The organism is Streptomyces sp. NPDC050485 (genome assembly GCF_044458185.1).
In the GTDB taxonomy this organism is placed as follows: Bacteria; Actinomycetota; Actinomycetes; order Streptomycetales; family Streptomycetaceae; genus Streptomyces.
In genome coordinates this window covers 273,431-295,537 of sequence record NZ_JBITHR010000003.1, presented here as the reverse complement: position 1 = coordinate 295,537, position 22,107 = coordinate 273,431, and the positions used below count along the sequence as shown (strand labels likewise).

The window sequence follows — 22,107 nt, the reverse complement described above, 5'->3', positions numbered from 1 at the left end:
CTGCGTGGTCAAGGCCCGGCAAATTCGGCCGCGAGCGCCTTCGGCTCACCCCTCCACAGCAGCCGCGAGCGCCCCCGGCTCACCCCCTCCGCAGCAGCCGCGAAGCGCCCGCCGCCACCGTCGTCGCCAGGATCCAGCCCAGTATGATCAGCAGGGCCGCCCCCCACTGCCACAGGCCGGTGAGCTTCCAGTAGCCGTCCTGGCCCAGGTTGACCACCGGGATGAGCAGGTCGAGCGCGTAGAGCGGCGCGTTCCACTCGGGGTGTTCGTCGGCCTTGATCGGCTGGGGGTCGTAGCGGGAGAAGGCGAGGGCGCTCGCCGCCCACAGGACCGCCATCCACAGCGCGGCCCGGCCCGGCCGGTAGCCGTACGCCACCGTCAGGTCCTGGAGCACGCCCCACGCCTTCGCGGCCAGCGGCAGCGTCTCGCGGCGCCGGCGCTGCTTGGCGAGCAGCACCTCGCGGGCGTCCGCGTCCTCGCCGCTGTTGCGCAGCACGGCGGCAAGCCGCTCGTACGGCTCCGGCGCGTACTCCGGGGTCGCCGCGGTCACCCAGTCGAGCCGCTCGGCCAGGGTGAAGGTGCCGATGGGGATGAGGTTCTCGTAGGCGAAGCCGTTCATCGCCAGGCTGCCGGGCCCCGGCCAACTGTCCGCCATGTCGACCAGGTTCACCACCCGGGCCCCGGACAGGACCACCTTGCCGCGCTCCGGGCGCTGCCCGGTGAAGCGCAGCTCCGGGGTCTGGATGCGGCGCAGCGACAGTTCCTGGGAATCGGTCATGACGATCCGGGACTGCGCCAGGTCCACCGCGTCCCCGAACCGCCCGTCGTCCAGGCGCAGCCCGCCCCGGCATTCGAACGGCTGGATCAGGGTGCCCCGCACGGGCGTGTTGGTGTAGTTCGTCCCGTACGGCGGTGTGGTGCCCGCCTGGTTGCCGCTCGGGTAGACGGCCGCCGAGGTGAGATACAGGGTCCGTTCGACGGTCAGCTGCGGGGCGTTCAGCGCCCGCTGGCCGTCCGGGTTGATCAGCCTGCTGCCGCGCAGGCTCAGCGTCACGCCGACCTTCGCGGCCCGCAGGCTCACCTCCCCGTACGACTCGATCAGATCGGCCTGCAGGTCCTGGGCGACGGAGAGTCCGTCGGCCGCGATCGCCCGGCCCCTGCGGTCGGCGTGCACCACGACCTGGCTGATCAGGAGGTCGGTGCCGATGTGCGCGTCGGTCAGCCGGATGCCGCCTGCGACCCGGCAGCGCGGCAGGTGCAGATCGCCCTCGGTGGTCAGCCGGGCCGCCTCGATCCGCGGAATCGCACAGCTCACCAGGCGCACCGTGGTGAAGTGCGCCTCGGGGAGCAGGAGTTCGTTCTCGAAGCGGCAGTTGTTCAGCTCGACGTACGGGGTGATGGTGCCGCCGGACAGGTTGAGGGTGCCGGTGATCTGTACCCCGTTGAGCTTCAGCGCGGCGACCCGCCCGGGCAGCGCGGGCGGCCCGCTGAGCAGCAGCAGGGCCACCACCCGGGCCCGCACACTGCGCTCGGGGCCCCAGGGGCGCACCGAGAACGGATCGTCGCGCACCGGATTGCGGGTGCGCAGATCGTACGTACTGCCGTTGCGGAAGGCCTGCCACAGGCCCAGCTCCGCCGGACTGAGCCAGTCCGGTGCCGCACCGACATCGGGCGCCTCGGTCAATGCCGTCCCCCTCGCCGTCCACCCTGACAGGAGTAACGCTAGTGCCCGGGGGTGACAGCGGGTGACGCCCGGGTTGCGTATCAGCCACTGATACAGGCGTCCAGTGCTTCCGAGCCGTCTGAGAGAATTGATGACGTGATCTCCCGAATCGATCTGCGCGGCAACACCCTCCCCGAGGGTGGCGCCCTGCGCGACCTGCTGCCCCGTGCCGAGTTTGACGTGGAAGCCGCCCTGGAGAAGGTGCGGCCCATCTGCGAGGACGTGCATCATCGCGGCACCGCGGCGCTCATCGAGTACGCGGAGAAGTTCGACGGCGTGCGGCTCACCCGGGTGCGGGTGCCCGCCGAGGCGCTGAAGGAGGCCCTGGAAGAGCTCGACCCGCAGGTCAGGGCCGCTCTGGAGGAGTCCATCCGGCGCGCCCGGATCGTCCACCGCGAGCAGCGCCGCGCCACCCACACCACCCAGGTCGTGCCCGGCGGCACCGTCACCGAGAAGTGGGTGCCGGTCGAGCGCGTTGGTCTGTACGCGCCCGGCGGCCGCTCGGTCTACCCGTCCTCCGTGATCATGAACGCGGTCCCGGCGCAGGAGGCGGGCGTCGAGTCGATCGCGCTCGCGTCCCCGCCCCAGGCCGACTTCGGCGGACTGCCGCACCCGACGATCTTGGCGGCCTGCGCGCTGCTCGGCGTCGACGAGGTGTACGCGGCGGGCGGCGCCCAGGCCGTCGCGATGTTCGCGTACGGAACGCAGGAGTGCGCCCCGGCGAACATGGTGACCGGCCCCGGCAACATCTGGGTCGCCGCCGCCAAGCGCTACTTCACCGGCCGCATCGGCATCGACACCGAGGCGGGCCCGACCGAGATCGCCGTCCTCGCCGACGACACTGCCGACCCGGCGCACGTCGCCGCCGACCTGATCAGCCAGGCCGAGCACGACCCGCTCGCCGCCGCCGTCCTCGTGACGGATTCGCCGCGGCTCGCCGAAGCGGTCGAGCGGGAGCTGGGCCCGCAGGTCGCCGCCACCAAGCACATCGAGGACCGCGTCAAGCCCGCCCTCGCGGGCCGCCAGTCCGCGATCGTCCTGGTGGACTCGCTCGAAGACGGCCTCAAGGTGGTCGACGCGTACGGCGCCGAGCACCTGGAGATCCAGACCGCCGACGCCGCGGCCGTGGCCGGCCGGGTGCGCAACGCGGGCGCGATCTTCGTCGGCCCCTGGGCCCCGGTCTCGCTCGGCGACTACTGCGCGGGCTCCAACCACGTGCTGCCCACCGGCGGCTGCGCCTGCCACTCCTCGGGCCTGTCCGTCCAGTCCTTCCTGCGCGGCATCCACATCGTGGACTACACCCGCGACGCGCTCGCCGAGGTCGCCCACCACGTGGTGACCCTGGCCGAGGCCGAGGACCTGCCGGCGCACGGCGCCGCCCTGAAGGCCCGCTTCGGGTGGAAGGTACCGAGCCCGTCATGAACATCGACGATCTTCCCGTACGGGACGAGCTGCGCGGCAAGTCCCCATACGGCGCGCCCCAGTTGGACACTCCCGTCCAGCTGAACACCAACGAGAACCCGTACCCGCTGCCGGAGCCGCTGGTCGAGCGGATCGCCGAGCGGGTCGCCGAGGCGGCCCGGACGCTGAACCGCTACCCGGACCGGGACGCCATCGAGCTGCGCACCGAGCTCGCCGGGTACCTGACCCGGACGGGCAAGCACCCGGTGGGTGTCGAGAACGTGTGGGCGGCCAACGGCTCCAACGAGGTCATCCAGCAGCTGCTCCAGACCTTCGGCGGCCCCGGCCGCACGGCGATCGGCTTCGAGCCCTCGTACTCGATGCACGCGCTGATCGCCCGGGGCACCGGCACCGGCTGGATCTCCGGGCCCCGCGACGAGGACTTCACCATCGACCTCGCGGCGGCCCAGCGGGCCATCGCCGAGCACGCGCCGGACGTCGTCTTCATCACCTCGCCCAACAACCCGACGGGCACCGCGGTCGCCGCCGAGACGGTCCTCGCGCTGTACGAGGCCGCGCAGGCCGCGAAGCCCTCGATGGTGATCGTGGACGAGGCGTACGTCGAGTTCAGCCACCGCGACTCGCTGCTGCCGCTCATCGAGGGCCGCCCGAACATGGTGATCTCGCGCACCATGTCGAAGGCCTTCGGCGCGGCCGGGCTGCGCCTGGGCTATCTCGCCGCGCACCCGGCGGTGGTGGACGCCGTGCAGCTCGTACGGCTGCCGTACCACCTGTCCGCCGTCACCCAGGCGACCGCGCTCGCGGCCCTGGAGCACACGGACACGCTGCTCGGCTATGTCGAGCAGCTGAAGCGGGAGCGGGACCGGCTGGTCGCCGAGCTGCGCGCGATCGGCTGCGAGGTGACCGAATCGGACGCCAACTTCATCCAGTTCGGCCGGTTCGCCGACAGCCACACCGCATGGCAGCAGATCCTCGACCGGGGTGTCCTGGTCCGTGACAACGGAGTGCCGGGCTGGCTGCGGGTCACCGCGGGCACCCCGGCCGAGAACGACGCGTTCCTCGACGCGGTCCGTCAACTGAAGAAGGAGCAGAGCGCATGAGCCGCGTTGGCAGGGTGGAACGCACCACCAAGGAGACCTCCGTCCTCGTGGAGATCGACCTGGACGGCACTGGCAAGGTCGATGTGTCGACCGGCGTCGGCTTCTACGACCACATGCTCGACCAGCTCGGCCGCCACGGCCTGTTCGACCTGACGGTCAAGACCGACGGCGATCTGCACATCGACACCCACCACACCATCGAGGACACCGCCCTCGCGCTCGGTGCCGCCTTCAAGCAGGCGCTCGGCGACAAGGTGGGCATCTACCGCTTCGGCAACTGCACCGTGCCGCTCGACGAGTCGCTCGCCCAGGTCACCGTCGACCTCTCCGGCCGCCCCTACCTCGTGCACACCGAGCCCGCGAACATGGCGTCGATGATCGGCGAGTACGACACCACGATGACCCGGCACATCTTCGAGTCCTTCGTGGCCCAGGCGCAGGTCGCCCTGCACATTCACGTACCGTACGGACGCAATGCGCACCACATCGTGGAGTGCCAGTTCAAGGCGCTCGCCCGCGCGCTGCGCTATGCCTCGGAGCGTGACCCGCGCGCTGCCGGAATCCTTCCTTCCACCAAGGGTGCGCTGTAAGCATGAACGGTCTCAACACCATTCTGATCGTGGTCGGCCTCTTCCTGATCGGTGGAGTGATCTCCTTCGTCAAGCAGGGGATGCCGAAGAGCCTGATCGTGCTGCTGTCCATCGGCGCCGCGATGTGCCTGGTCGCGGGCATCATGCGACTGGACGTCTGGTCATGAGCGGGGCCGCCAAGAAGGTCGTCGTCTTCGACTACGGATTCGGCAACGTCCGGTCCGCCGAGCGCGCCCTCGCCCACGTCGGGGCCGACGTCGAGATCACCCGCGACTACGAGACGGCCATGAACGCCGACGGGCTGCTCGTCCCCGGCGTCGGTGCCTTCTCCGCCTGCATGAAGGGCTTGCGCGACGCCCGCGGCGACTGGATCGTCGGGCGGCGGCTGTCCGGCGGTCGCCCGGTCATGGGCATCTGCGTCGGCATGCAGATCCTCTTCGAGCGCGGCATCGAGCACGGCGTGGAGACCGAGGGCCTGGACGAGTGGCCCGGCGTGGTCGGGCCGCTGAAGGCTCCCATCGTGCCGCACATGGGCTGGAACACCGTCAAGGCGCCCGAGGACAGCGAGCTGTTCGCCGGCCTGGACGCCGAGGCCCGCTTCTACTTCGTGCACTCCTACGCCGTGCACGACTGGAGCCTCGAAGTCACCAACCCCAAGATCCGCTCGCCCAGGGTCACTTGGGCCACCCACGGCGAGCCGTTCGTCGCCGCGGTGGAGAACGGTGCGCTGTGGGCGACCCAGTTCCACCCCGAGAAGTCCGGCGACGCCGGAGCCCAGCTCCTCACCAACTGGATCGGTACCCTCTGATGCCCGCGAAGAAGCTCGAACTCCTCCCCGCCGTCGACGTCCGCGACGGCCAGGCGGTACGCCTCGTCCACGGCGAGTCCGGCTCGGAGACCTCCTACGGCTCCCCCCTGGAGGCGGCCCTCGCCTGGCAGCGCTCCGGCGCCGAGTGGCTGCACCTGGTCGACCTGGACGCCGCGTTCGGCACCGGCGACAACCGCGCGCTGATCGCCGAGGTCGCGGGCGCCATGGACATCAAGGTGGAGCTGTCCGGCGGCATCCGCGACGACGCCTCGCTGGCCGCCGCGCTCGCCACCGGCTGCACCCGCGTCAACCTCGGCACCGCCGCCCTGGAGACCCCCGAGTGGGTCGCCAAGGTCATCGCCGAGTTCGGGGACAAGATCGCGGTCGGTCTGGACGTACGCGGTACGACGCTGCGCGGCCGCGGCTGGACCCGCGACGGCGGCGACCTGTACGAGACCCTGGCGCGCCTGGACTCCGAGGGCTGCGCGCGCTACGTCGTCACCGACATCGCCAAGGACGGCACGCTCCAGGGCCCGAACCTGGAGCTGCTGCGCAACGTGTGCGCGGCGACCGACAAGCCGGTCGTCGCCTCCGGCGGCGTCTCCTCCCTGGAGGACCTGCGGGCCATCTCCGAGCTGGTCCCGGCCGGCGTCGAGGGCGCGATCGTCGGCAAGGCGCTGTACGCGAAGGCCTTCACGCTGGAAGAGGCGCTCCAGGCGGTCTCCGGATGAGCGGCGAAGTCCGCAGGATCTCCTCCGGCGCCCCCCTGGAGGAGCGCTTCGGCTACTCCCGCGCCGTCGAACTCCCCAACGGCCTTGTGCTGGTTGCCGGTTGTACGTCGACGGGCAACGGCCGCATTGACGAGGGCGGTCCGTACCAGCAGGCGGTCGCCGCGTTCGGTGTCGCCATAGAGGCCCTGGAGAGCCTGGGCCTGGGCCGCGAGGACGTCGTGCGCACCCGGATGTACATCACGCACGCGCGTGACGTGGACGAGGTGGGCCGCGCCCACAAGGAGCTGTTCGGCGATGTGCGTCCGGCGACCTCGATGCTGATCGTGTCCGGTTTTGTCGACCCCAGCCTGGTGGTCGAGGTCGAGGTCGAGGCGTACCGAGGAGGTGCGTCGGCATGACGCTGGCGGTACGAGTCATCCCCTGCCTGGACGTCGACAACGGCCGGGTCGTCAAGGGCGTCAACTTCCAGAACCTGCGCGACGCGGGCGACCCGGTCGAGATGGCCAAGCTGTACGACGCCGAGGGCGCGGACGAACTGACCTTCCTGGACATCACGGCGTCGTCGGGCAACCGCGAGACCACCTACGACGTGGTGCGCCGCACGGCCGAGCAGGTCTTCATCCCGCTGACGGTGGGGGGCGGGGTCCGCTCCGCCGACGACGTCGACAAGCTGCTGCGGGCGGGCGCGGACAAGGTGGGCGTGAACACGGCCGCCATCGCCCGGCCCGACCTGATCCGCGAGATCGCGGAGCGCTTCGGCCGCCAGGTCCTCGTCCTCTCGGTCGACGCGCGCCGGACCCCGTCCGGCTCCTTCGAGGTGACCACCCACGGCGGCCGCAGGTCCGCCGGTATCGACGCGGTCGAATGGGCGCACCGGGCGGCGGAGTTGGGGGCGGGGGAGATCCTGCTCAACTCGATGGACGCGGACGGGACGAAGGACGGCTACGACACGGAGATGATCGCGGCGGTCCGCCGCCACGTCACCGTGCCGGTGATCGCGTCCGGCGGCGCGGGCCGCCTGGAGCACTTCCCGCCCGCGATCGCGGCGGGCGCGGACGCGGTGCTCGCCGCATCGGTCTTCCACTTCGGCGACCTGCGCATCGCAGAGGTCAAGAACGCGCTGCGGGAAGCGGGCCACCCGGTCCGCTGAGACGCCGGGCCCGCTGCCCCGCTTGGCCCCGCCCCGGACCCCACGGGGGCTGCCGCCCCTAGACCCCGGCAAAGCAGGGCAGGAATCAGCCCCTCATGGGGGTCCCCTGGCCCTTTGGGCCTTGGGGGAGTTTGAGGAGCGGGGTCTGGGGCGGAGCCCCAGAAGCCACCGACGCACTCCACCCCCACCCCCGGAGGGTCTCGGGAAGGGGCGGGGCGGGGAACAAGTCGGCCCCGGCCACCGCCCCACATGCCTCGGTCACCCGGCTGATCTTCCAGCAGCGCAGCGACATGTACCTCCGCTACCTGGACGAGGCGCCGGCCTGGAGCGACGAGTGGAGGGGCGCCGCCTCCAGTTCCGACTCCGTCGCCCGGCTCAACCCCGGCGAACTCGCCGCGCTCACCGACGAGATCCTCGCCCTGATCCGGAAGTACGACGAGGAGGGCCGGGCCGCCGAGGCGGACGGCGACGCCGAGGGCCGCGAGAACGTCGCCCTCCACCTGTACGGCTTCCCCTTCCGCGCCTGACGCCGCCCGCCCCTTCCCCGCCCGAGAGGACCTGCCCCTCCCATGAGCGCCACCGCCACGGCCCCCGTAGCCCCCGCCGAGCGCCCCGCGCACCGGGCCGGCAACGTCCTGCGCTGGCTGGGCGCCTACACCTCCTCGCTGGTCGGCGACAGCGTCTACTACATGGCGCTGTCTGGGCGGCCGCCCAGTCCGGCAGCGCCGCCCAGGCGGGCCTGGTGCTCGCGGTGGGCGCGGTGCCGCGGGCGGTTCTGATGCTCGGCGGGGGAGTCATCGCCGACCGGTTCGGACCGCGCCGCGTCGTCATCGGCAGCGACGCGGTGCGCTGCCTGGTGATCCTCGCGATGGCCGCGACGCTGCTCCTCAGCAGCCCCGGCCTGTGGCTGCTGATCGCGGTGGCGCTGGTGTTCGGCGCGGTGGACGCGGTGTTCCTGCCCGCCGTGGGCGCCCTGCCGCCCCGCATCACCGGGCCGGGCCAACTCGCCCGTATCCAGGGCCTGAAGGGCCTCGCCGCCCGCATCGCCAACATCACCGGCGCCCCGCTCGGCGGGCGCGCCGTGGCGCTCGGCGGCACGGCCGCCACGTTCGCCGCCACCGCCGGGCTCTTCATCGGCCTGCTCGCCGGGCTGAGCGGCGCCCTGTGCGGGGCGCTGCTCCAGCTCGCCACCGACCAGGCCTACCTCGGCCGGGTCAGCTCGGTGGCCGCCCTGTTCACCCTCGGCATCGCGCCGCTCGGCTACCCGGTGACGGGCGCCGCGATCGGCGCCTGGGGGACGGCGCCCGTCTTCCTGGTCAGCGCGGGGGTGTGCGCGGCGGGCGCCCTGACCGGCCTGGCGTCCAGGAACCTGCGCCGCGCCGAACTCCCCGAGTTGCCCAACTCCCCCAGTAGCAGCCGGAGTTCAGAGCCCCAGCTTCGCCTCCAGCGCCCGCAGCGAGGCCTCCTTGTCGCCCTCCAGCTCCACCTGCGCCGCCTCCTGGCGCCCGTACGCGAAGAGCGTCAGCTCGCCCGGCTCGCCGGTGACCGTGACCACCGGGGTGCCCTTGTGCGCCACCGCCGTCTGGCCGTCCGGGCGGCGCAGCACGATGCCGACCGGCGACTTGCGGCCGATCACCCGGGCCGCCTTCTCAAGGCGGGACCACAGCGCGTCCGAGAACACCGGGTCGAGCTCGCGGGGCGTCCAGTCCGGCTGGGCCCGGCGGACGTCCTCGGCATGGACGTAGAACTCCACCGCGTTGGCGCCCTCGTCCACCTGCTTGAGGTTGTACGGGGAGTACTTCGGCGGGCCGGTGCGGATCAGCTGGATCAGTTCCTCGTACGGCTTCGCGGCGAATTCCGCCTGGACCCGGTCGAGGCGGTTCTTCAGCGCGGGGATCAGGATCCCGCCCGCCGCGTCGAGGCGCCGCTCGCGCACCACGACATGGGCCGCGAGCTCGCGGGCCGTCCAGCCCTCGCAGAGGGTCGGCGACTCGGGACCCGCCGCCTCCAACAGGTCGGCGAGCAGAAGCCGTTCACGCTTGGCATGGGTCGACATGCCCGCCAGCGTACGGCCGCCGGAGTCGTCCGGACAGTGGACGCACCGTCCGGAAGGCCCGGGGACCACGGCAGAATGGGGGTATGACCAGCAATCTCGACCCCGCCATCGCCGCCCGCCTCAAGCGCAGCGCCGACGGTCTGGTCCCGGCCATCGCCCAGCAGTACGACACCGGCGAGGTGCTCATGCTCGGCTGGATGGACGACGAGGCCCTGCACCGCACCCTGACTACCGGCCGCTGCACGTACTGGTCGCGCAGCCGCCAGGAGTACTGGGTCAAGGGAGACACCTCCGGGCACGTCCAGCACGTGAAATCGGTCGCGCTTGACTGCGACGGGGACACGGTGCTGGTCAAGGTCGACCAGGTGGGCGCGGCCTGCCACACGGGCGACCGCACCTGCTTCGACGCCGACGTACTCGACCTCGGGAAGTAGCCCCCATGGATCTGGAGACCTTCCGCAAGCTCGCCGTCGACCGCCGGGTCATCCCGGTCCACCGCCGTCTCCTCGCGGACGGCGACACCCCGGTCGGCCTCTACCGCAAGCTCGCCGCCGAGCGGCCCGGCACCTTCCTCCTCGAATCCGCCGAGAACGGTCGCTCCTGGTCCCGCTACTCCTTCGTGGGCGTACGGTCCGCGGCGACCCTCACCGCACGCGACGGCGAGGCCCACTGGATCGGCAGGCCGCCGGTCGGCGTCCCCACTTCGGGTGATCCGCTCCGGGCCCTGAAGGCCACCGTCGAGGCCCTGCACACCCCGCGCGACCTGGCCGCCTCGCTGCCCCCGTTCACCGGCGGCATGGTCGGCTACCTCGGGTACGACATCGTGCGGCGCCTGGAGAAGATCGGCGAGCACGGCGGCGACGACCTGAAACTGCCCGAGCTGACCATGCTGCTCACCTCGGACCTCGCGGTACTCGACCACTGGGACGGCTCGGTCCTGCTGATCGCCAACGCGATCAACCACAACGACCTCGACACCGGCGTGGACGAGGCGTACGCGGACGCCGTGGCGCGCCTCGACGCGATGGAGCGCGACCTCGCCCGGCCCGCCGAGTACGCGCCGGTCGCGCTGCCGGATTCGGAGCTTCCCGAGTACACGGCGCTGTGGGGCGGCCCGGCCTACCAGGCGGCCGTCGAGGACATCAAGGAGCGCATCCGGGCGGGCGAGGCCTTCCAGGTGGTGCCCTCGCAGCGGTTCGAAACCCCTTGCGCGGCCAGCGCGTTGGACGTCTACCGGGTGCTGCGGGCCACCAACCCGTCGCCGTACATGTACCTCTTCCGCTTCGACGGCTTCGACGTCGTGGGCTCCAGCCCCGAGGCGCTCGTCAAGGTCGAGGACGGGCGGGCGATGGTCCACCCGATCGCCGGGACCCGGCCGCGCGGCGCCACCCCGCAGCACGACCAGGCGCTCGCCGACGAGCTGCTCGGCGACCCCAAGGAGCGCGCCGAGCACCTCATGCTCGTGGACCTCGGCCGCAACGACCTGGGCCGGGTCTGCGAGCCCGGCTCGGTGGAGGTCGTGGACTTCATGTCGATCGAGCGCTACTCACACGTGATGCACATCGTGTCGACCGTGACCGGCCGGGTGGCCCCGGGACGCACCGCGTTCGACGTCCTGACGGCCTGCTTCCCGGCCGGCACGCTCTCCGGGGCCCCCAAGCCCCGCGCGATGCAGATCATCGAGGAGCTGGAGCCCAGCCGCCGCGGGCTCTACGGGGGCTGTGTCGGCTACCTCGACTTCGCGGGCGACCTGGACACGGCGATCGCCATCCGCACCGCACTGCTGCGGGACGGCACGGCGTACGTGCAGGCCGGAGCCGGTGTGGTGGCCGACTCCGACCCGGTGGCGGAGGACAACGAGTGCCGCAACAAGGCGGCCGCCGTGCTGCGCGCCGTCAACACGGCCAATCGGCTGGGAGGCGGAGCCTGAGTCGGCTCAGCCCGCTCAGCCGGTGAACGCGGCGGTGCCGTTCGGGGTGCCGAGCCCCGTCGGACCGTCGTAGCCGCTGCCTCCCGTGCACAGGTAGCTCGGGGAGCAGCTGCCGTTCGAGCCGCTCGTCACATCGTTGAGCGAGCCGGTGTGGGCGTACGGGAACGAGGCCGGAGTGGAGCCGGAGGACGGGGCGCCCGCCAGCGCGTACACCGCGGCGATCAGAGGCGAGGAGGCACTGGTGCCGCCGAACACCTCCCAGCCGGTGTCGCTGCCGTAGGTGTCGTACACCGCGACACCGGTCTGCGGGTCGGCGACCGCCGAGACGTCCGCCACGGTCCGCTTGGCGCAGCCGGTGTCCTTCTGCCAGCTCGGCTTGGCGTCGTAGCCGGAGCAGCCGGAACCGGCGCCGCTCCACGCGCTCTCGGTCCAGCCGCGCGTGTTGGAGGCGGTGCTGAGCGAGGTGCCGCCGACGGCCGTGACATAGCGGGAGGCCGCGGGGTACTCGACGCCGTAGCCGCCGTCGCCGGAGCTCACGGTGATGGCGACGCCCGGGTGGTTGAAGTACTTGGTGTCGTACGAGGAGTCGGCGGACGACTCACCGCCGCCGTAGCTGTTGGAGACGTACTTCGCGCCCAGTTTCACGGCGGCGTTGACGGCCGTGCCCAGGTTGGCCATCGACGCCGACTTGGCCTCGACGAGCAGGATCTTGCAGTTGGGGCAGGCCGCGCTGACCATGTCGAGGTCGAGGGATATCTCCTCGGCCCAGCCCGCGTCCGCGGTCGGCAGCGTGGACGTGCCGGTCTGACCGACCTTCTTGAAGCAGCCGTTGGCCGTGGTGCAGGCCGAAAGGCCGTACTGCGCACGGTACTTGGCGAGGTCGGACTCGGCGTTGGGGTCGTCATAGGCGTCCACGATCGCCACCGTCCGGCCCGAACCGGCCGACGAGGACGGGAGTTTGTACGCCGCCTGGAGCGAGGCGGGCCCGTAGCCGGAGGGCGCGGCCGCGGTGGTCAGCGCACGCTCGGCGTTGGCGGACTTGACCGTGCCGCCGGTCACCTTGAGCGCCTTGCAGGCCATGACGTCCTTGTGCGCCGGGGTCGCGCAGGAGCGGACGGTGGTGACGTGCGCCGCGGTGGAAGAGCTCGCCGCCTGGGCCAGGGGAGTTGCCAGGGCGAGCGCTGCCGCGGCCAGAGTGGCGGCCACGGCGGTGGGGGAGAGGGTTCTGCGCAACTTACTGCCTCCGTGAGGTGGGTGAACCGGGAGTACGTGCGGGTGCGCTGTGCAGGACGTGACGCGTGGTTCGCGACACGGACCGGGGGTGAACCTATGAGTGACCAGGGCATGCCAACAAGAACGGGGCCGGAGTCTCTATCGCCGCTTTGCCTTCACAGGCCGTTCAAGGACATTTCGCAGGCTGTTCACGGCCATTCGATGGCCGATCCCTTGCCCCCTCTTGGTTCCCGTGGGCGGCACCGTGTGGGAAGCGCGCGGGCCCCGGGTGACACGACGTGCCGCGCGCAGGCGATAGTGGAGTACGTGAGTGCCGCATCCGTACCCCAGCCCCGCGCCGAAGCAGCCGCGCCGTCCGCCCGCGGCGGGCGCCGCAGTCTCGCCGCCGCACTGCTCGCCGGCGCCGTCGGCGCCGCCGTCGTCCTGCTGGCCTCCGGGCAGACCTGGGCCGACGGCAACGCGGCCGTCGGCGGCGGCACGCTGCCGCTGAAGGCGTCCGGCGGTGACATCACCGGCGTCCCCTCCGCCCTCGCGATCGTGGGCCTCGCCGCGCTGGTCGCCGTCTTCGCCGTCCGCGGCGCGGGCCGCGTCCTGGTCGCGGCGCTGCTCACCCTGAGCGGGGCCGGAGCCGCGGTGACCGCCTGGCTCGGCGTCGGCGACAGCGCCGCCCTGGACGAGAAGGCGGCCAGGACCAGCGGCGACGCCGCCGCCACGATCGGCGCGCTCACCCACACCGGCTGGCCCTACGTCGCCGTCGCGGGCGGCGTCCTGCTGCTGCTCGCCGGACTGCTCGCGCTCCGCTGCGGCGCGGCCTGGCCCGCGATGGGCGGCCGCTACGAGCGCGACGGCACCCCCCGCCCCCGCAGGACCCGCACCGCACCCGACCCGGAGCGCCCCGAGGAACTCTGGAAGGCACTGGACCGCGGCGAGGACCCGACGCGCGAGAGCTGACCCACCCCGCACAAGGGCAACCCCTGAGAGCTGACCACCCCGCACAAGGGCGCCCGCTTGAGCTGACCCCCGCACTCACGCACTTACCGCGATACGGGACAATGGCGGGAGCGTCGGGTCCGGCGACGGCGACAACGGCGACGACAACACGGAAACACCTACGAGGAGCAACCCCCATGGCGAAGAGCGGCCACGGCCACACCCCGGCAGCCTGGACCGGTGTCATCATTGCCTTCATCGGATTCTGCGTGACCTGCGTCTTCATAGTGGCCGCCAACCCGGTGGGCTTCTGGGCCGGCATCGCACTCCTCGGCATCTCCGCCGTCGTCGGCGGCGTCATGAAGATGGCCGGCCTCGGCACCCCCAAGGACACGCCCGAGATCCAGCGCATGCGCGAGGCCGCCGCCGCCGCGACCCGCGCCCGGCTTGAGGCCCAGGCCGGCTGAACCCGGCCACCCTGCAAGGCGCAGCCCCTTCCGGGCTGCGCCTTTCCCTGTGAACGGGGACAATCACCAAGTGGACGCAGCCAAGCCGAACCCCGCCCCAGCCCCGGTGTACGCGCCCGGCGCGGGCACCCCGGCCCGCAGGCTCCTGGTGCCGCTGGGCACCCTCGGCGCGGTCGCCGCCGCCTTCGCGTACGTGGGCCTGGTCGATCCGAACCACCCTGGCCACTACCCGGTCTGCCCGCTGTTCCGGCTCACCGGCGTCTACTGCCCGGGCTGCGGCGGGCTGCGCAGCGCGCACGACTTCATCACCGGCCACTTCGCCGCGGCCGTCCACTCCAACGCGCTCGCCGTCGCCGGCTATCTGCTCTTCGCCGCGGGATGGGTCCTGTGGGCGGTGCGCTCGGCCCGCGGGCTGCCCTTCAAGATCATGCTCGGCGACCGCCACTGGTGGATCATCGGAACCGTCGTGCTGATCTTCTCGGTGGTCCGGAACCTTCCGTTCGGATCGGCGCTCGCGCCATGACGCGCCCGGCGAATCCGCAGGTGACGTCCCACTTGCTGGGACGCCCGTCAACCGGATGCGAGCCCTTCGGCCCGGTGCGGATACCATCGAGATGGCTGATCGTGACCGTTCCTGACGGTCACCCTTGTCCTGACCGACATCACCGTCCCGGAAGGGGGCCGCTCGCGTGAGTGTGCTCGACGAGATCATCGAAGGCGTCCGCGCCGACCTCGCAGAGCGGCAGGCGCGCGTCAGCCTCGACGAGCTCAAGGAGCGCGCCGACAAGGCGCCCCGGGCCCGTGACGGCGTCGCCGCGCTGCGCGGCGACGGCGTGAAGGTCATCTGCGAGGTCAAGCGCTCCAGCCCCTCCAAGGGCGCGCTCGCCGCCATCGCGGACCCGGCCGCGCTCGCCGCCGACTACGAGGCGGGCGGCGCGTCCGTCATCTCCGTACTGACCGAGCAGCGCCGCTTCGGCGGCTCGCTCGCCGACCTGGAGGCGGTCCGCGCCAAGGTCGACATCCCGGTCCTGCGCAAGGACTTCATCGTCACCGCCTACCAGCTGTGGGAGGCCCGTGCGTACGGCGCCGACCTGGCGCTGCTGATCGTGGCGGCCCTGGACCAGCCGGCCCTGGTGTCGCTGATCGAGCGCGCCGAGTCGATCGGGCTCACCCCGCTGGTCGAGGTGCACGACGAGGACGAGGTGGACCGGGCCGTCGACGCCGGCGCGAAGATCATCGGCGTCAACGCGCGCAACCTCAAGGACCTCAAGGTCGACCGCACGACCTTCGAGCGGGTCGCCCCGGAGATCCCGAACCACATCGTCAAGATCGCCGAGTCGGGCGTGCGCGGACCGCACGACCTCATCGCGTACGCCAACGCCGGTGCCGACGCCGTGCTCGTCGGCGAGTCGCTGGTCACCGGCAAGGACCCGCGCGCGGCCGTCGCCGACCTGGTCGCCGCAGGCGCCCACCCGGCCCTGCGCCACGGGCGGAGCTGACCCGTCACCATGGCCATTGCCGTCCGCCTCGCCCCCGGCTGCCGCCCCCGCGGCTGCCGCGCCCCCGCGCGCCGGGTGCACGGACGGCGCGTGCGGTACGCCATCGGCTCGGAGCCCGGCCAGGTCAACGGCATGCGATGGCGACGCCGCTGAGCTGAGCGCCCCTATAGGGGCGCGGGGAACTGCGCGACCAGCCGACGACGGCGGGCGGACGCAGAACCGCGCGCACCCGCATCGGCGCTCGGCGTACGCGACAACACGCCAACCCAGGACCCGGGGCTGCAACGCCCCTGCGAGGTAACCGCATGTCCAACGAGTTCTTCATCCCCGACCCCGAGGGCCAAGTCCCCAACGCCGAAGGCTACTTCGGCGCCTTCGGCGGCAAGTTCATCCCCGAGGCGCTGGTCGCCGCGGTCGACGAGGTGGCCGTCGAGTACGAGAAGGCCAAGCACGACCCCGCCTTCGCCGCCGAGCTGGGCGACCTCATGGTCAACTACACCGGCCGGCCGAGCGCGCTGACCGAGGTGCCCCGGTTCGCCGAGCACGCCGGCGGCGCCCGGGTCTTCCTCAAGCGCGAGGACCTCAACCACACCGGCTCGCACAAGATCAACAACGTGCTCGGCCAGGCGCTGCTCACCAAGCGCATGGGCAAGACCCGGGTCATCGCCGAGACCGGAGCCGGCCAGCACGGCGTCGCCACCGCCACCGCCTGCGCCCTGTTCGGCCTCGAATGCACCATCTACATGGGCGAGATCGACACCCAGCGCCAGGCACTGAACGTCGCCCGCATGCGGATGCTCGGCGCCGAGGTCATCCCGGTCACCTCCGGCAGCCGCACCCTCAAGGACGCCATCAACGAGGCGTTCCGCGACTGGGTCGCCAACGTAGACCGCACCCACTACCTCTTCGGTACGGTCGCGGGACCGCACCCCTTCCCCGCGATGGTCCGCGACTTCCACCGGGTGATCGGCGTCGAGGCCCGCCGCCAGATCCTGGAGCGCGCCGGGCGGCTGCCCGACGCGGCCGTGGCCTGCGTCGGCGGCGGCTCGAACGCCATCGGCCTGTTCCACGCCTTCATCCCCGACACCGGCGTACGCCTCATCGGCTGCGAGCCCGCGGGGCACGGCATCGAGACCGGCGAGCACGCGGCGACCCTGACCAAGGGCGAGCCCGGCATCCTGCACGGTTCACGCAGTTACGTCCTCCAGGACGAGGAGGGCCAGATCACCGAGCCCTACTCGATCTCCGCGGGCCTGGACTACCCCGGCATCGGCCCGGAGCACTCCTACCTCAAGGACACCGGCCGCGGCGAGTACCGCGCGGTCACCGACGACGCCGCGATGCAGGCCCTGCGCCTGCTGTCGCGCACCGAGGGCATCATCCCGGCCATCGAGTCGGCGCACGCGCTCGCGGGCGCCCTCGACGTCGGCAAGGAGCTCGGCAAGGACGGACTGATCCTGATCAATCTGTCCGGGCGCGGCGACAAGGACATGGACACGGCGGCCCGCTACTTCGGCCTGTACGACACGGAGGAAGCGAAGTGAGCGGGAACGTACAGCTCCTGAACGACACCCTCGCCAAGGCGAAGGCCGAGAACCGGGCCGCGCTCATCGCCTACCTCCCGGCCGGCTTCCCGACCGTCGACGGCGGCATCGAAGCGGTCAAGGCCGCCTTCGACGGCGGCGCCGACGTGGTCGAGGTCGGACTCCCGCACAGCGACCCGGTGCTCGACGGCCCGGTCATCCAGACCGCCGACGACATCGCTCTCAAGGGCGGCGTGAAGATCGCCGACGTGCTGCGCACGGTCCGTGAGGCCCACGCGGCCACCGGTAGGGCCGTCCTGGTCATGACGTACTGGAATCCCATCGACCGCTACGGCGTCGAGCGTTTCACCGCCGAGCTGGCCGAGGCGGGTGGCGCCGGCTGCATCCTGCCCGACCTGCCGGTCGAGGAGGCCGGGGTGTGGCGCGAGCATGCCGAGAAGCACGGCCTCGGCACGGTCTTCGTGGTCGCGCCCAGCAGCAGGAACGAGCGCCTCGCCAAGATCACGGCGGCCGGTTCCGGCTTTGTGTACGCGGCCTCGCTGATGGGCGTCACGGGCACCCGCGAGTCGGTCGGCGCCTCGGCCGAGGACCTGGTGCGCAGGACCAGGGCCACCACCGAACTCCCGGTCTGCGTGGGCCTCGGCGTCTCCAACGCGGTCCAGGCCAAGGAGGTCGCGGCCTTCTCCGACGGCGTGATCGTCGGCTCGGCCTTCGTCAAGCGGATGCTGGACGCACCGGACGAGGCGGCGGGTCTGGCCGCGGTACGGGAACTGGCGGCCGAGCTCGCCGAGGGCGTTCGCCGGGCCCGGTAGCGCGCCGATCACACAGATAACCCGTACGAGTGGAACTGGGACCGGGGAGGCACGACCGTGCCTCCCCGGTTCGTTGCTGCGGGTGTGAGTGACAACCGTGATGCGAAACGGGCCGCGCGAGACCGGCTCATCAAAGAACGCGAGCAGCAGAAGGCGGGCGAGCAGCGGCGGCGGCAGCTGATCGTGGCCGGCGCCGTCGTGGGCGTGCTGGGCCTGGCCGCCGTGATCGGAGTGATCGCCGCCAACGCGGGCGGCGGCGACAGCGGCAAGAGCGCCACCGCCAGACCGCCGGTGTCCCCGGCCGGGGCCGACGAAAAGGAAAGCCTCGCCATCCCGGTGGGCGCCGCCGACGCACCGTCCACCCTCACGGTGTGGGAGGACTTCCGCTGCCCGGCCTGCGCGGCGTTCGAGAACGGCTTCCGGACCACCGTCCACGAGCTGGAGAGCAGCGGCCAGCTCCGCGTCCAGTACCACCTGGCCACCCTCATCGACGGCAACATGGGCGGCAGCGGCTCGCTGCGCGCGGCCAACGCGGCGGGCTGCGCGCAGGACGCGGGCAAGTTCTCCGCGTACCACGACGTCCTCTACACCAACCAGCCGGAGGAGACGGACGACGCCTACGCCAAGAACGGCAAGCTGATCGAGCTGGCCGGGAAGGTCCCGGGTCTGGACACGCCCGCCTTCCGCTCCTGCGTCAACAACGGCACGCACGACAGCTGGGTCGTGAAGTCCAACCAGGCGTTCCAGGCGGGCAAGTTCAGCGGGACACCGACCGTTCAGCTCAACGGCGAGTCGGTCTTCCCGAAGAAGGGGAACGAGAACATCACCCCGGCCAACCTGAAGAAGTGGGTGACCGAGGCCAACAAGGGCAAGCACCCGGGCAAGGCCACCCCGGCGGCCACGCCCCCGGCGTCCTGAGCACCCGGTCTCCCGTTACTCATAAGTTGCCGGGCGGGTTCCCGTTGTGCCCGCCCGGCACGGTAGCGTCGACCCTGCCATGACACTTGCCTTCATCCCCAGCCCGTCGACCGGGGTGCTCCACCTCGGACCGATCCCGCTGCGCGGCTACGCCTTCTGCATCATCATCGGTGTCTTCGTTGCCGTCTGGTACGGCAACAAGCGGTGGGTCGCCCGCGGCGGCCGCTCCGGCACCGTCGCCGACATCGCCGTCTGGGCGGTCCCCTTCGGACTCGTCGGCGGTCGGCTCTACCACGTCATCACCGACTACCAGCTGTACTTCAGCGAGGGTGAGGACTGGGTCAACGCCTTCAAGATCTGGGAGGGCGGCCTCGGCATCTGGGGCGCGATCGCGCTCGGCGCGGTCGGCGCCTGGATCGGCTGCCGCCGCCGCGGCATCCCGCTGCCGGCCTGGGCCGACACCCTGGCCCCCGGCATCGCCTTCGCCCAGGCCATCGGCCGCTGGGGCAACTGGTTCAACCAGGAGCTGTACGGCAAGCCGACGGACGTGCCGTGGGCGCTGAAGATCAGCGAGGGCCCGAACCGGATCGCGGGCACCTACCACCCGACCTTCCTGTACGAGTCGCTGTGGTGCGTGGGCGTGGCGTTCCTGGTCATCTGGGCCGACCGCCGCTTCAAGCTGGGCCACGGCCGGGCGTTCGCGCTGTACGTCGCCGCGTACTGCGTGGGCCGGTTCTGGATCGAGTACATGCGGGTTGACGAGGCCCACCACATCCTGGGCCTGCGCCTGAACGACTGGACGGCGGGCGGGGTCTTCCTGCTGGCGGTCGCCTACATCGTGATCTCGTCGAAGCTGCGCCCGGGCCGCGAGGAGATCGTCGAGCCGGGCGCGCAGGCGGCGGAGGGCGAGGGTCCGGGGAAGCCCGACGCCGGCGAGCAGCCCGACACCACCGAGCCGACCGCCGACACCGAGACCAACGCCAAGGCCGACTCGGCGCCGCGCCACCCGGAGCCAAAGGAAGCCTGAGGCTTCCGCGCCGGGCGGGGCAAAATCAGGCCTCTCCGGTTGGCGCCGGGCGGGGCAAAATCCAGCCCCTCATGGGGGTCCCCCCTGGACCTTTAGTCCTTGGGGGAGTCTGAGGAGCGGGGGTTCGGGGGCGGAGCCCCCGCGGTACTGGCCCCCTGCGCAACGCGGGGCAATCAGCGAACCCCCCGCCACAACCTCAGGCATCGATCTCCGCCCGGTACGGCATCGATGTGGCCGCCCCCGGCCGCTGAACGGACAGCGCCGCCGCGGCAGAGGCCCAGGCCAGCGCGTCAGTCATCGGGCGGCCCTCGCCCAGCGCCACCGCGAGGGCGCCCACAAACGTGTCGCCCGCCCCCGTCGTGTCCACCGCGGTGACCGGCGGGGCGAGCACGGCGACCGGCTCCCGCTGCGCCCTCGACGCGTACAGACAGCCTCGCGCACCGAGCGTGATCACGACCTCGGGCACGGTGGCGAGGAGCGCCCCGGCGGCCCGCTCGGGGTCGCCGGAGATGCCGGTGAGGGTGGCCGCCTCGTGCTGGTTGGGCACCAACAGGTCGGTGACGGCGAGGAGTTCGGCGGGCAGCGGCTGGGCGGGCGCGGGGGTCAGGATCGTACGGACGCCGTTGCGGCGGGCCACCTCGGCGCCCGCGACGACCACGCTCATCGGCAACTCCAGCTGGAGCAGCAGGGATTGGGCCTCGGCGATCAGCGCCCGGTCGGCGTGGCTGAGCGAGGTGACCGAGCCGTTGGCGCCGGGGATGACGACGATCGCGTTGCCGCCGTCGCCGTCGACCACGATATGGGCGGTGCCCGAGGGGCCCTCGGTGGTGCGGAGCAGATCGATGTCGACGCCCGCCTGTTCCAGCGAGGTGCGCAGCCGGTCGCCGAAGTCGTCCGTGCCGACCGCGCCGATCATCGACACCTCCGCCCCGGCGCGGGCGGCGGCGACGGCCTGGTTGGCGCCCTTGCCGCCGGGGGCGGTGCGGAACTCGTGCCCGGTGACGGTCTCGCCGCTGCGGGGCGCGGTGGTGACGTACGCGACGAGGTCCATGTTGGTGCTGCCGAGCACGGCGATACGGGTCATGCGGGAATTGTCCACCCTGGGCGGCCGCTTCGGCGGGTGCGGGCGGCCCGGCGAGTTCACCGGGACCGGTGCCGACGCCCTCGGGTCCCGACTGAGCCCCACCTCACTAAGTAAGGCCTTGCTTGCTGGCGCGGGCCTTACATCGAGCGTAATTTCGACTCTGTTGAGGGGTGCGGGACGCGAACGGTGCCCGCTGCTGAACGCAAGGGGATAGCTGTGTCCATCATCGATACCGAAGCGACGCTGCACGAGGCGCACCGCGACAACCACACCCACCGCGATGTCAACGGTGGCTGGCTGCGCCCGGCCGTGTTCGGCGCGATGGACGGCCTGGTCTCCAACCTCGCCCTCATGACCGGCGTCGCCGGCGGCGCGGTCGCGCAGCAGACCATCATCATCACCGGCCTCGCCGGACTCGCGGCCGGCGCCTTCTCGATGGCGGCCGGAGAGTACACCTCGGTCGCCTCGCAGCGCGAGCTCGTACAGGCCGAACTCGACATCGAGCGGCGGGAGTTGCGCAAGCACCCGGCCGACGAGGAGCGCGAGCTCGCCGAGCTGTACATGTCCCGGGGTGTCGAGCCCGGCCTCGCCCGCGAGGTCGCCCGCCAGCTGTCGCAGGACCCCGAGCAGGCGCTGGAGATCCACGCCCGTGAGGAGCTCGGCATCGACCCGTCCGATCTGCCCTCGCCCACCGTGGCCGCCGTGTCGTCGTTCGCCTCCTTCGCGCTCGGCGCGCTGCTGCCCCTGCTGCCGTATCTGCTCGGCGCGACCGCGCTGTGGCCGGCGGTGCTGCTCGCGTTGGTGGGCCTGTTCGGCTGCGGCGCGGTGGTCGCGAAGGTCACGGCCCGCTCGTGGTGGTTCAGCGGGCTGCGGCAGCTGGTCCTCGGCGGCGCGGCGGCCGCGCTGACCTTCGGGCTCGGCGGCCTGTTCGGTGCGGCCGTCGGCTGACGGGCACCGCGGCGCAGGACACGGGGTGGGGCCGTCGGCCCCGCCCCGTGTGACGTACGTCCTGCGCGGTTTCCGGCTCCGCGCCGTAGAATGGCGGAGTATGCAAGCGGCCACATAAATAACCGTTACTCGGCG

The 22,107-nt window shown here is 71.9% G+C and carries 25 protein-coding genes and 1 pseudogene; 22 read left to right on the top strand and 4 right to left on the bottom strand.

Going from position 1 to position 22,107, the window contains the following annotated elements; all coding sequences use genetic code 11:
- Window positions 1–79: 79 nt before the first annotated feature.
- Complete coding sequence (locus ACIBK6_RS07960; protein ID WP_399049748.1) at window positions 80–1,684, bottom strand: oxidoreductase; 1,605 nt, start codon at window positions 1,682–1,684, stop codon at window positions 80–82.
- 135 nt (window positions 1,685–1,819) lie between these two features.
- On the opposite strand from ACIBK6_RS07960, the gene hisD reads away from it, so the two are divergent.
- The 10 genes and pseudogenes from hisD to ACIBK6_RS07910 all read left to right on the top strand — a co-directional run.
- Window positions 1,820–3,145 carry a histidinol dehydrogenase gene (hisD, locus tag ACIBK6_RS07955; protein WP_399049747.1) on the top strand — a complete coding sequence of 442 codons (1,326 nt, stop codon included), beginning with the start codon at window positions 1,820–1,822 and terminating at the stop codon, window positions 3,143–3,145.
- On the top strand, window positions 3,142–4,245 hold the full coding sequence (locus ACIBK6_RS07950; RefSeq protein ID WP_399049746.1) for a histidinol-phosphate transaminase: 1,104 nt from the start codon (window positions 3,142–3,144) through the stop codon (window positions 4,243–4,245). Before hisD ends, ACIBK6_RS07950 begins: the two co-directional genes overlap by 4 nt.
- Entirely contained in the window at window positions 4,242–4,835 is a 594-nt protein-coding gene (hisB, locus tag ACIBK6_RS07945; RefSeq protein WP_399049744.1) for an imidazoleglycerol-phosphate dehydratase HisB, read from the top strand. Before ACIBK6_RS07950 ends, hisB begins: the two co-directional genes overlap by 4 nt.
- 2 nt (window positions 4,836–4,837) lie before the next feature.
- Complete coding sequence (locus ACIBK6_RS07940; protein WP_399049743.1) at window positions 4,838–5,002, top strand: hypothetical protein; 165 nt, start codon at window positions 4,838–4,840, stop codon at window positions 5,000–5,002.
- Window positions 4,999–5,643 carry an imidazole glycerol phosphate synthase subunit HisH gene (gene hisH, locus ACIBK6_RS07935; RefSeq protein ID WP_399049742.1) on the top strand — a complete coding sequence of 215 codons (645 nt, stop codon included), beginning with the start codon at window positions 4,999–5,001 and terminating at the stop codon, window positions 5,641–5,643. Before ACIBK6_RS07940 ends, hisH begins: the two co-directional genes overlap by 4 nt.
- Window positions 5,643–6,374: a bifunctional 1-(5-phosphoribosyl)-5-((5-phosphoribosylamino)methylideneamino)imidazole-4-carboxamide isomerase/phosphoribosylanthranilate isomerase PriA gene (gene priA, locus ACIBK6_RS07930; RefSeq protein ID WP_399049741.1), complete on the top strand. Its 732-nt coding sequence runs from the start codon at window positions 5,643–5,645 to the stop codon at window positions 6,372–6,374. The genes hisH and priA overlap by 1 nt, the downstream gene beginning before the upstream one ends.
- Window positions 6,371–6,772, top strand: coding sequence for a RidA family protein (locus ACIBK6_RS07925; RefSeq protein WP_399049740.1), 402 nt, complete (start codon window positions 6,371–6,373; stop codon window positions 6,770–6,772). The genes priA and ACIBK6_RS07925 overlap by 4 nt, the downstream gene beginning before the upstream one ends.
- Window positions 6,769–7,524, top strand: a complete 756-nt coding sequence (gene hisF, locus ACIBK6_RS07920) for an imidazole glycerol phosphate synthase subunit HisF (protein ID WP_399049739.1) — start codon at window positions 6,769–6,771, stop codon at window positions 7,522–7,524. The genes ACIBK6_RS07925 and hisF overlap by 4 nt, the downstream gene beginning before the upstream one ends.
- Window positions 7,525–7,814: 290 nt before the next feature.
- Window positions 7,815–8,051 carry a hypothetical protein gene (locus tag ACIBK6_RS07915; RefSeq protein ID WP_399049738.1) on the top strand — a complete coding sequence of 79 codons (237 nt, stop codon included), beginning with the start codon at window positions 7,815–7,817 and terminating at the stop codon, window positions 8,049–8,051.
- A 42-nt stretch (window positions 8,052–8,093) separates the two neighbouring features.
- A pseudogene (locus tag ACIBK6_RS07910) lies at window positions 8,094–8,914 on the top strand (MFS transporter); the annotation flags it as partial.
- A 33-nt stretch (window positions 8,915–8,947) separates the two neighbouring features.
- On the opposite strand, the gene ACIBK6_RS07905 reads toward ACIBK6_RS07910, so the two are convergent.
- On the bottom strand, window positions 8,948–9,580 hold the full coding sequence (locus ACIBK6_RS07905; protein ID WP_399050171.1) for a TIGR03085 family metal-binding protein: 633 nt from the start codon (window positions 9,578–9,580) through the stop codon (window positions 8,948–8,950).
- 83 nt (window positions 9,581–9,663) lie between these two features.
- Between ACIBK6_RS07905 and hisI the strand changes: the two genes are divergently transcribed.
- Both hisI and ACIBK6_RS07895 read left to right on the top strand, forming a co-directional pair.
- Window positions 9,664–10,014, top strand: coding sequence for a phosphoribosyl-AMP cyclohydrolase (hisI, locus tag ACIBK6_RS07900; RefSeq protein ID WP_399049736.1), 351 nt, complete (start codon window positions 9,664–9,666; stop codon window positions 10,012–10,014).
- Between the two features lie 5 nt (window positions 10,015–10,019).
- Entirely contained in the window at window positions 10,020–11,510 is a 1,491-nt protein-coding gene (locus ACIBK6_RS07895) for an anthranilate synthase component I (protein ID WP_399049735.1), read from the top strand.
- Between the two features lie 15 nt (window positions 11,511–11,525).
- Here the strand turns inward: ACIBK6_RS07895 and ACIBK6_RS07890 are convergent, their stop codons facing one another.
- A complete protein-coding gene (locus ACIBK6_RS07890) occupies window positions 11,526–12,743 on the bottom strand; it encodes a peptidase S8 (protein WP_399049734.1) in 1,218 nt (405 codons plus the stop codon).
- 297 nt (window positions 12,744–13,040) lie between these two features.
- Here ACIBK6_RS07890 and ACIBK6_RS07885 point away from each other — a divergent pair, with 297 nt between their 5' ends.
- The 9 genes from ACIBK6_RS07885 to lgt all read left to right on the top strand — a co-directional run bounded on the left by ACIBK6_RS07885 (window position 13,041) and on the right by lgt (window position 19,940).
- Complete coding sequence (locus ACIBK6_RS07885; RefSeq protein WP_399049733.1) at window positions 13,041–13,694, top strand: TIGR02234 family membrane protein; 654 nt, start codon at window positions 13,041–13,043, stop codon at window positions 13,692–13,694.
- A 176-nt stretch (window positions 13,695–13,870) separates the two neighbouring features.
- Window positions 13,871–14,140 carry an HGxxPAAW family protein gene (locus ACIBK6_RS07880; RefSeq protein WP_399049731.1) on the top strand — a complete coding sequence of 90 codons (270 nt, stop codon included), beginning with the start codon at window positions 13,871–13,873 and terminating at the stop codon, window positions 14,138–14,140.
- 70 nt (window positions 14,141–14,210) lie between these two features.
- Window positions 14,211–14,663, top strand: a complete 453-nt coding sequence (locus ACIBK6_RS07875; protein WP_399049729.1) for a DUF2752 domain-containing protein — start codon at window positions 14,211–14,213, stop codon at window positions 14,661–14,663.
- Between the two features lie 166 nt (window positions 14,664–14,829).
- On the top strand, window positions 14,830–15,639 hold the full coding sequence (gene trpC, locus ACIBK6_RS07870; protein ID WP_399049728.1) for an indole-3-glycerol phosphate synthase TrpC: 810 nt from the start codon (window positions 14,830–14,832) through the stop codon (window positions 15,637–15,639).
- Window positions 15,640–15,648: 9 nt separating this feature from the next.
- Window positions 15,649–15,792: a tryptophan biosynthesis modulator TrpM gene (gene trpM, locus ACIBK6_RS07865; RefSeq protein ID WP_399049726.1), complete on the top strand. Its 144-nt coding sequence runs from the start codon at window positions 15,649–15,651 to the stop codon at window positions 15,790–15,792.
- A gap of 152 nt (window positions 15,793–15,944) precedes the next feature.
- Entirely contained in the window at window positions 15,945–17,183 is a 1,239-nt protein-coding gene (gene trpB, locus ACIBK6_RS07860) for a tryptophan synthase subunit beta (RefSeq protein ID WP_399049725.1), read from the top strand.
- Window positions 17,180–17,995 (top strand): tryptophan synthase subunit alpha, encoded by an 816-nt coding sequence (trpA, locus tag ACIBK6_RS07855; protein WP_399049723.1) that lies wholly within the window; start codon window positions 17,180–17,182, stop codon window positions 17,993–17,995. The genes trpB and trpA overlap by 4 nt, the downstream gene beginning before the upstream one ends.
- Window positions 17,996–18,079: 84 nt before the next feature.
- Window positions 18,080–18,913 (top strand): DsbA family protein, encoded by an 834-nt coding sequence (locus ACIBK6_RS07850; protein WP_399049721.1) that lies wholly within the window; start codon window positions 18,080–18,082, stop codon window positions 18,911–18,913.
- Window positions 18,914–18,992: 79 nt separating this feature from the next.
- Entirely contained in the window at window positions 18,993–19,940 is a 948-nt protein-coding gene (gene lgt, locus ACIBK6_RS07845) for a prolipoprotein diacylglyceryl transferase (RefSeq protein ID WP_399049720.1), read from the top strand.
- Window positions 19,941–20,136: 196 nt separating this feature from the next.
- Here the strand turns inward: lgt and rbsK are convergent, their stop codons facing one another.
- A complete protein-coding gene (gene rbsK, locus ACIBK6_RS07840; protein ID WP_399049718.1) occupies window positions 20,137–21,024 on the bottom strand; it encodes a ribokinase in 888 nt (295 codons plus the stop codon).
- 216 nt (window positions 21,025–21,240) lie between these two features.
- On the opposite strand from rbsK, the gene ACIBK6_RS07835 reads away from it, so the two are divergent.
- The gene (locus ACIBK6_RS07835) at window positions 21,241–21,972 is read left to right on the top strand and encodes a VIT1/CCC1 transporter family protein (protein WP_399049717.1); all 732 of its coding nucleotides are present in this window, start codon (window positions 21,241–21,243) and stop codon (window positions 21,970–21,972) included.
- Window positions 21,973–22,107: the final 135 nt, after the last annotated feature.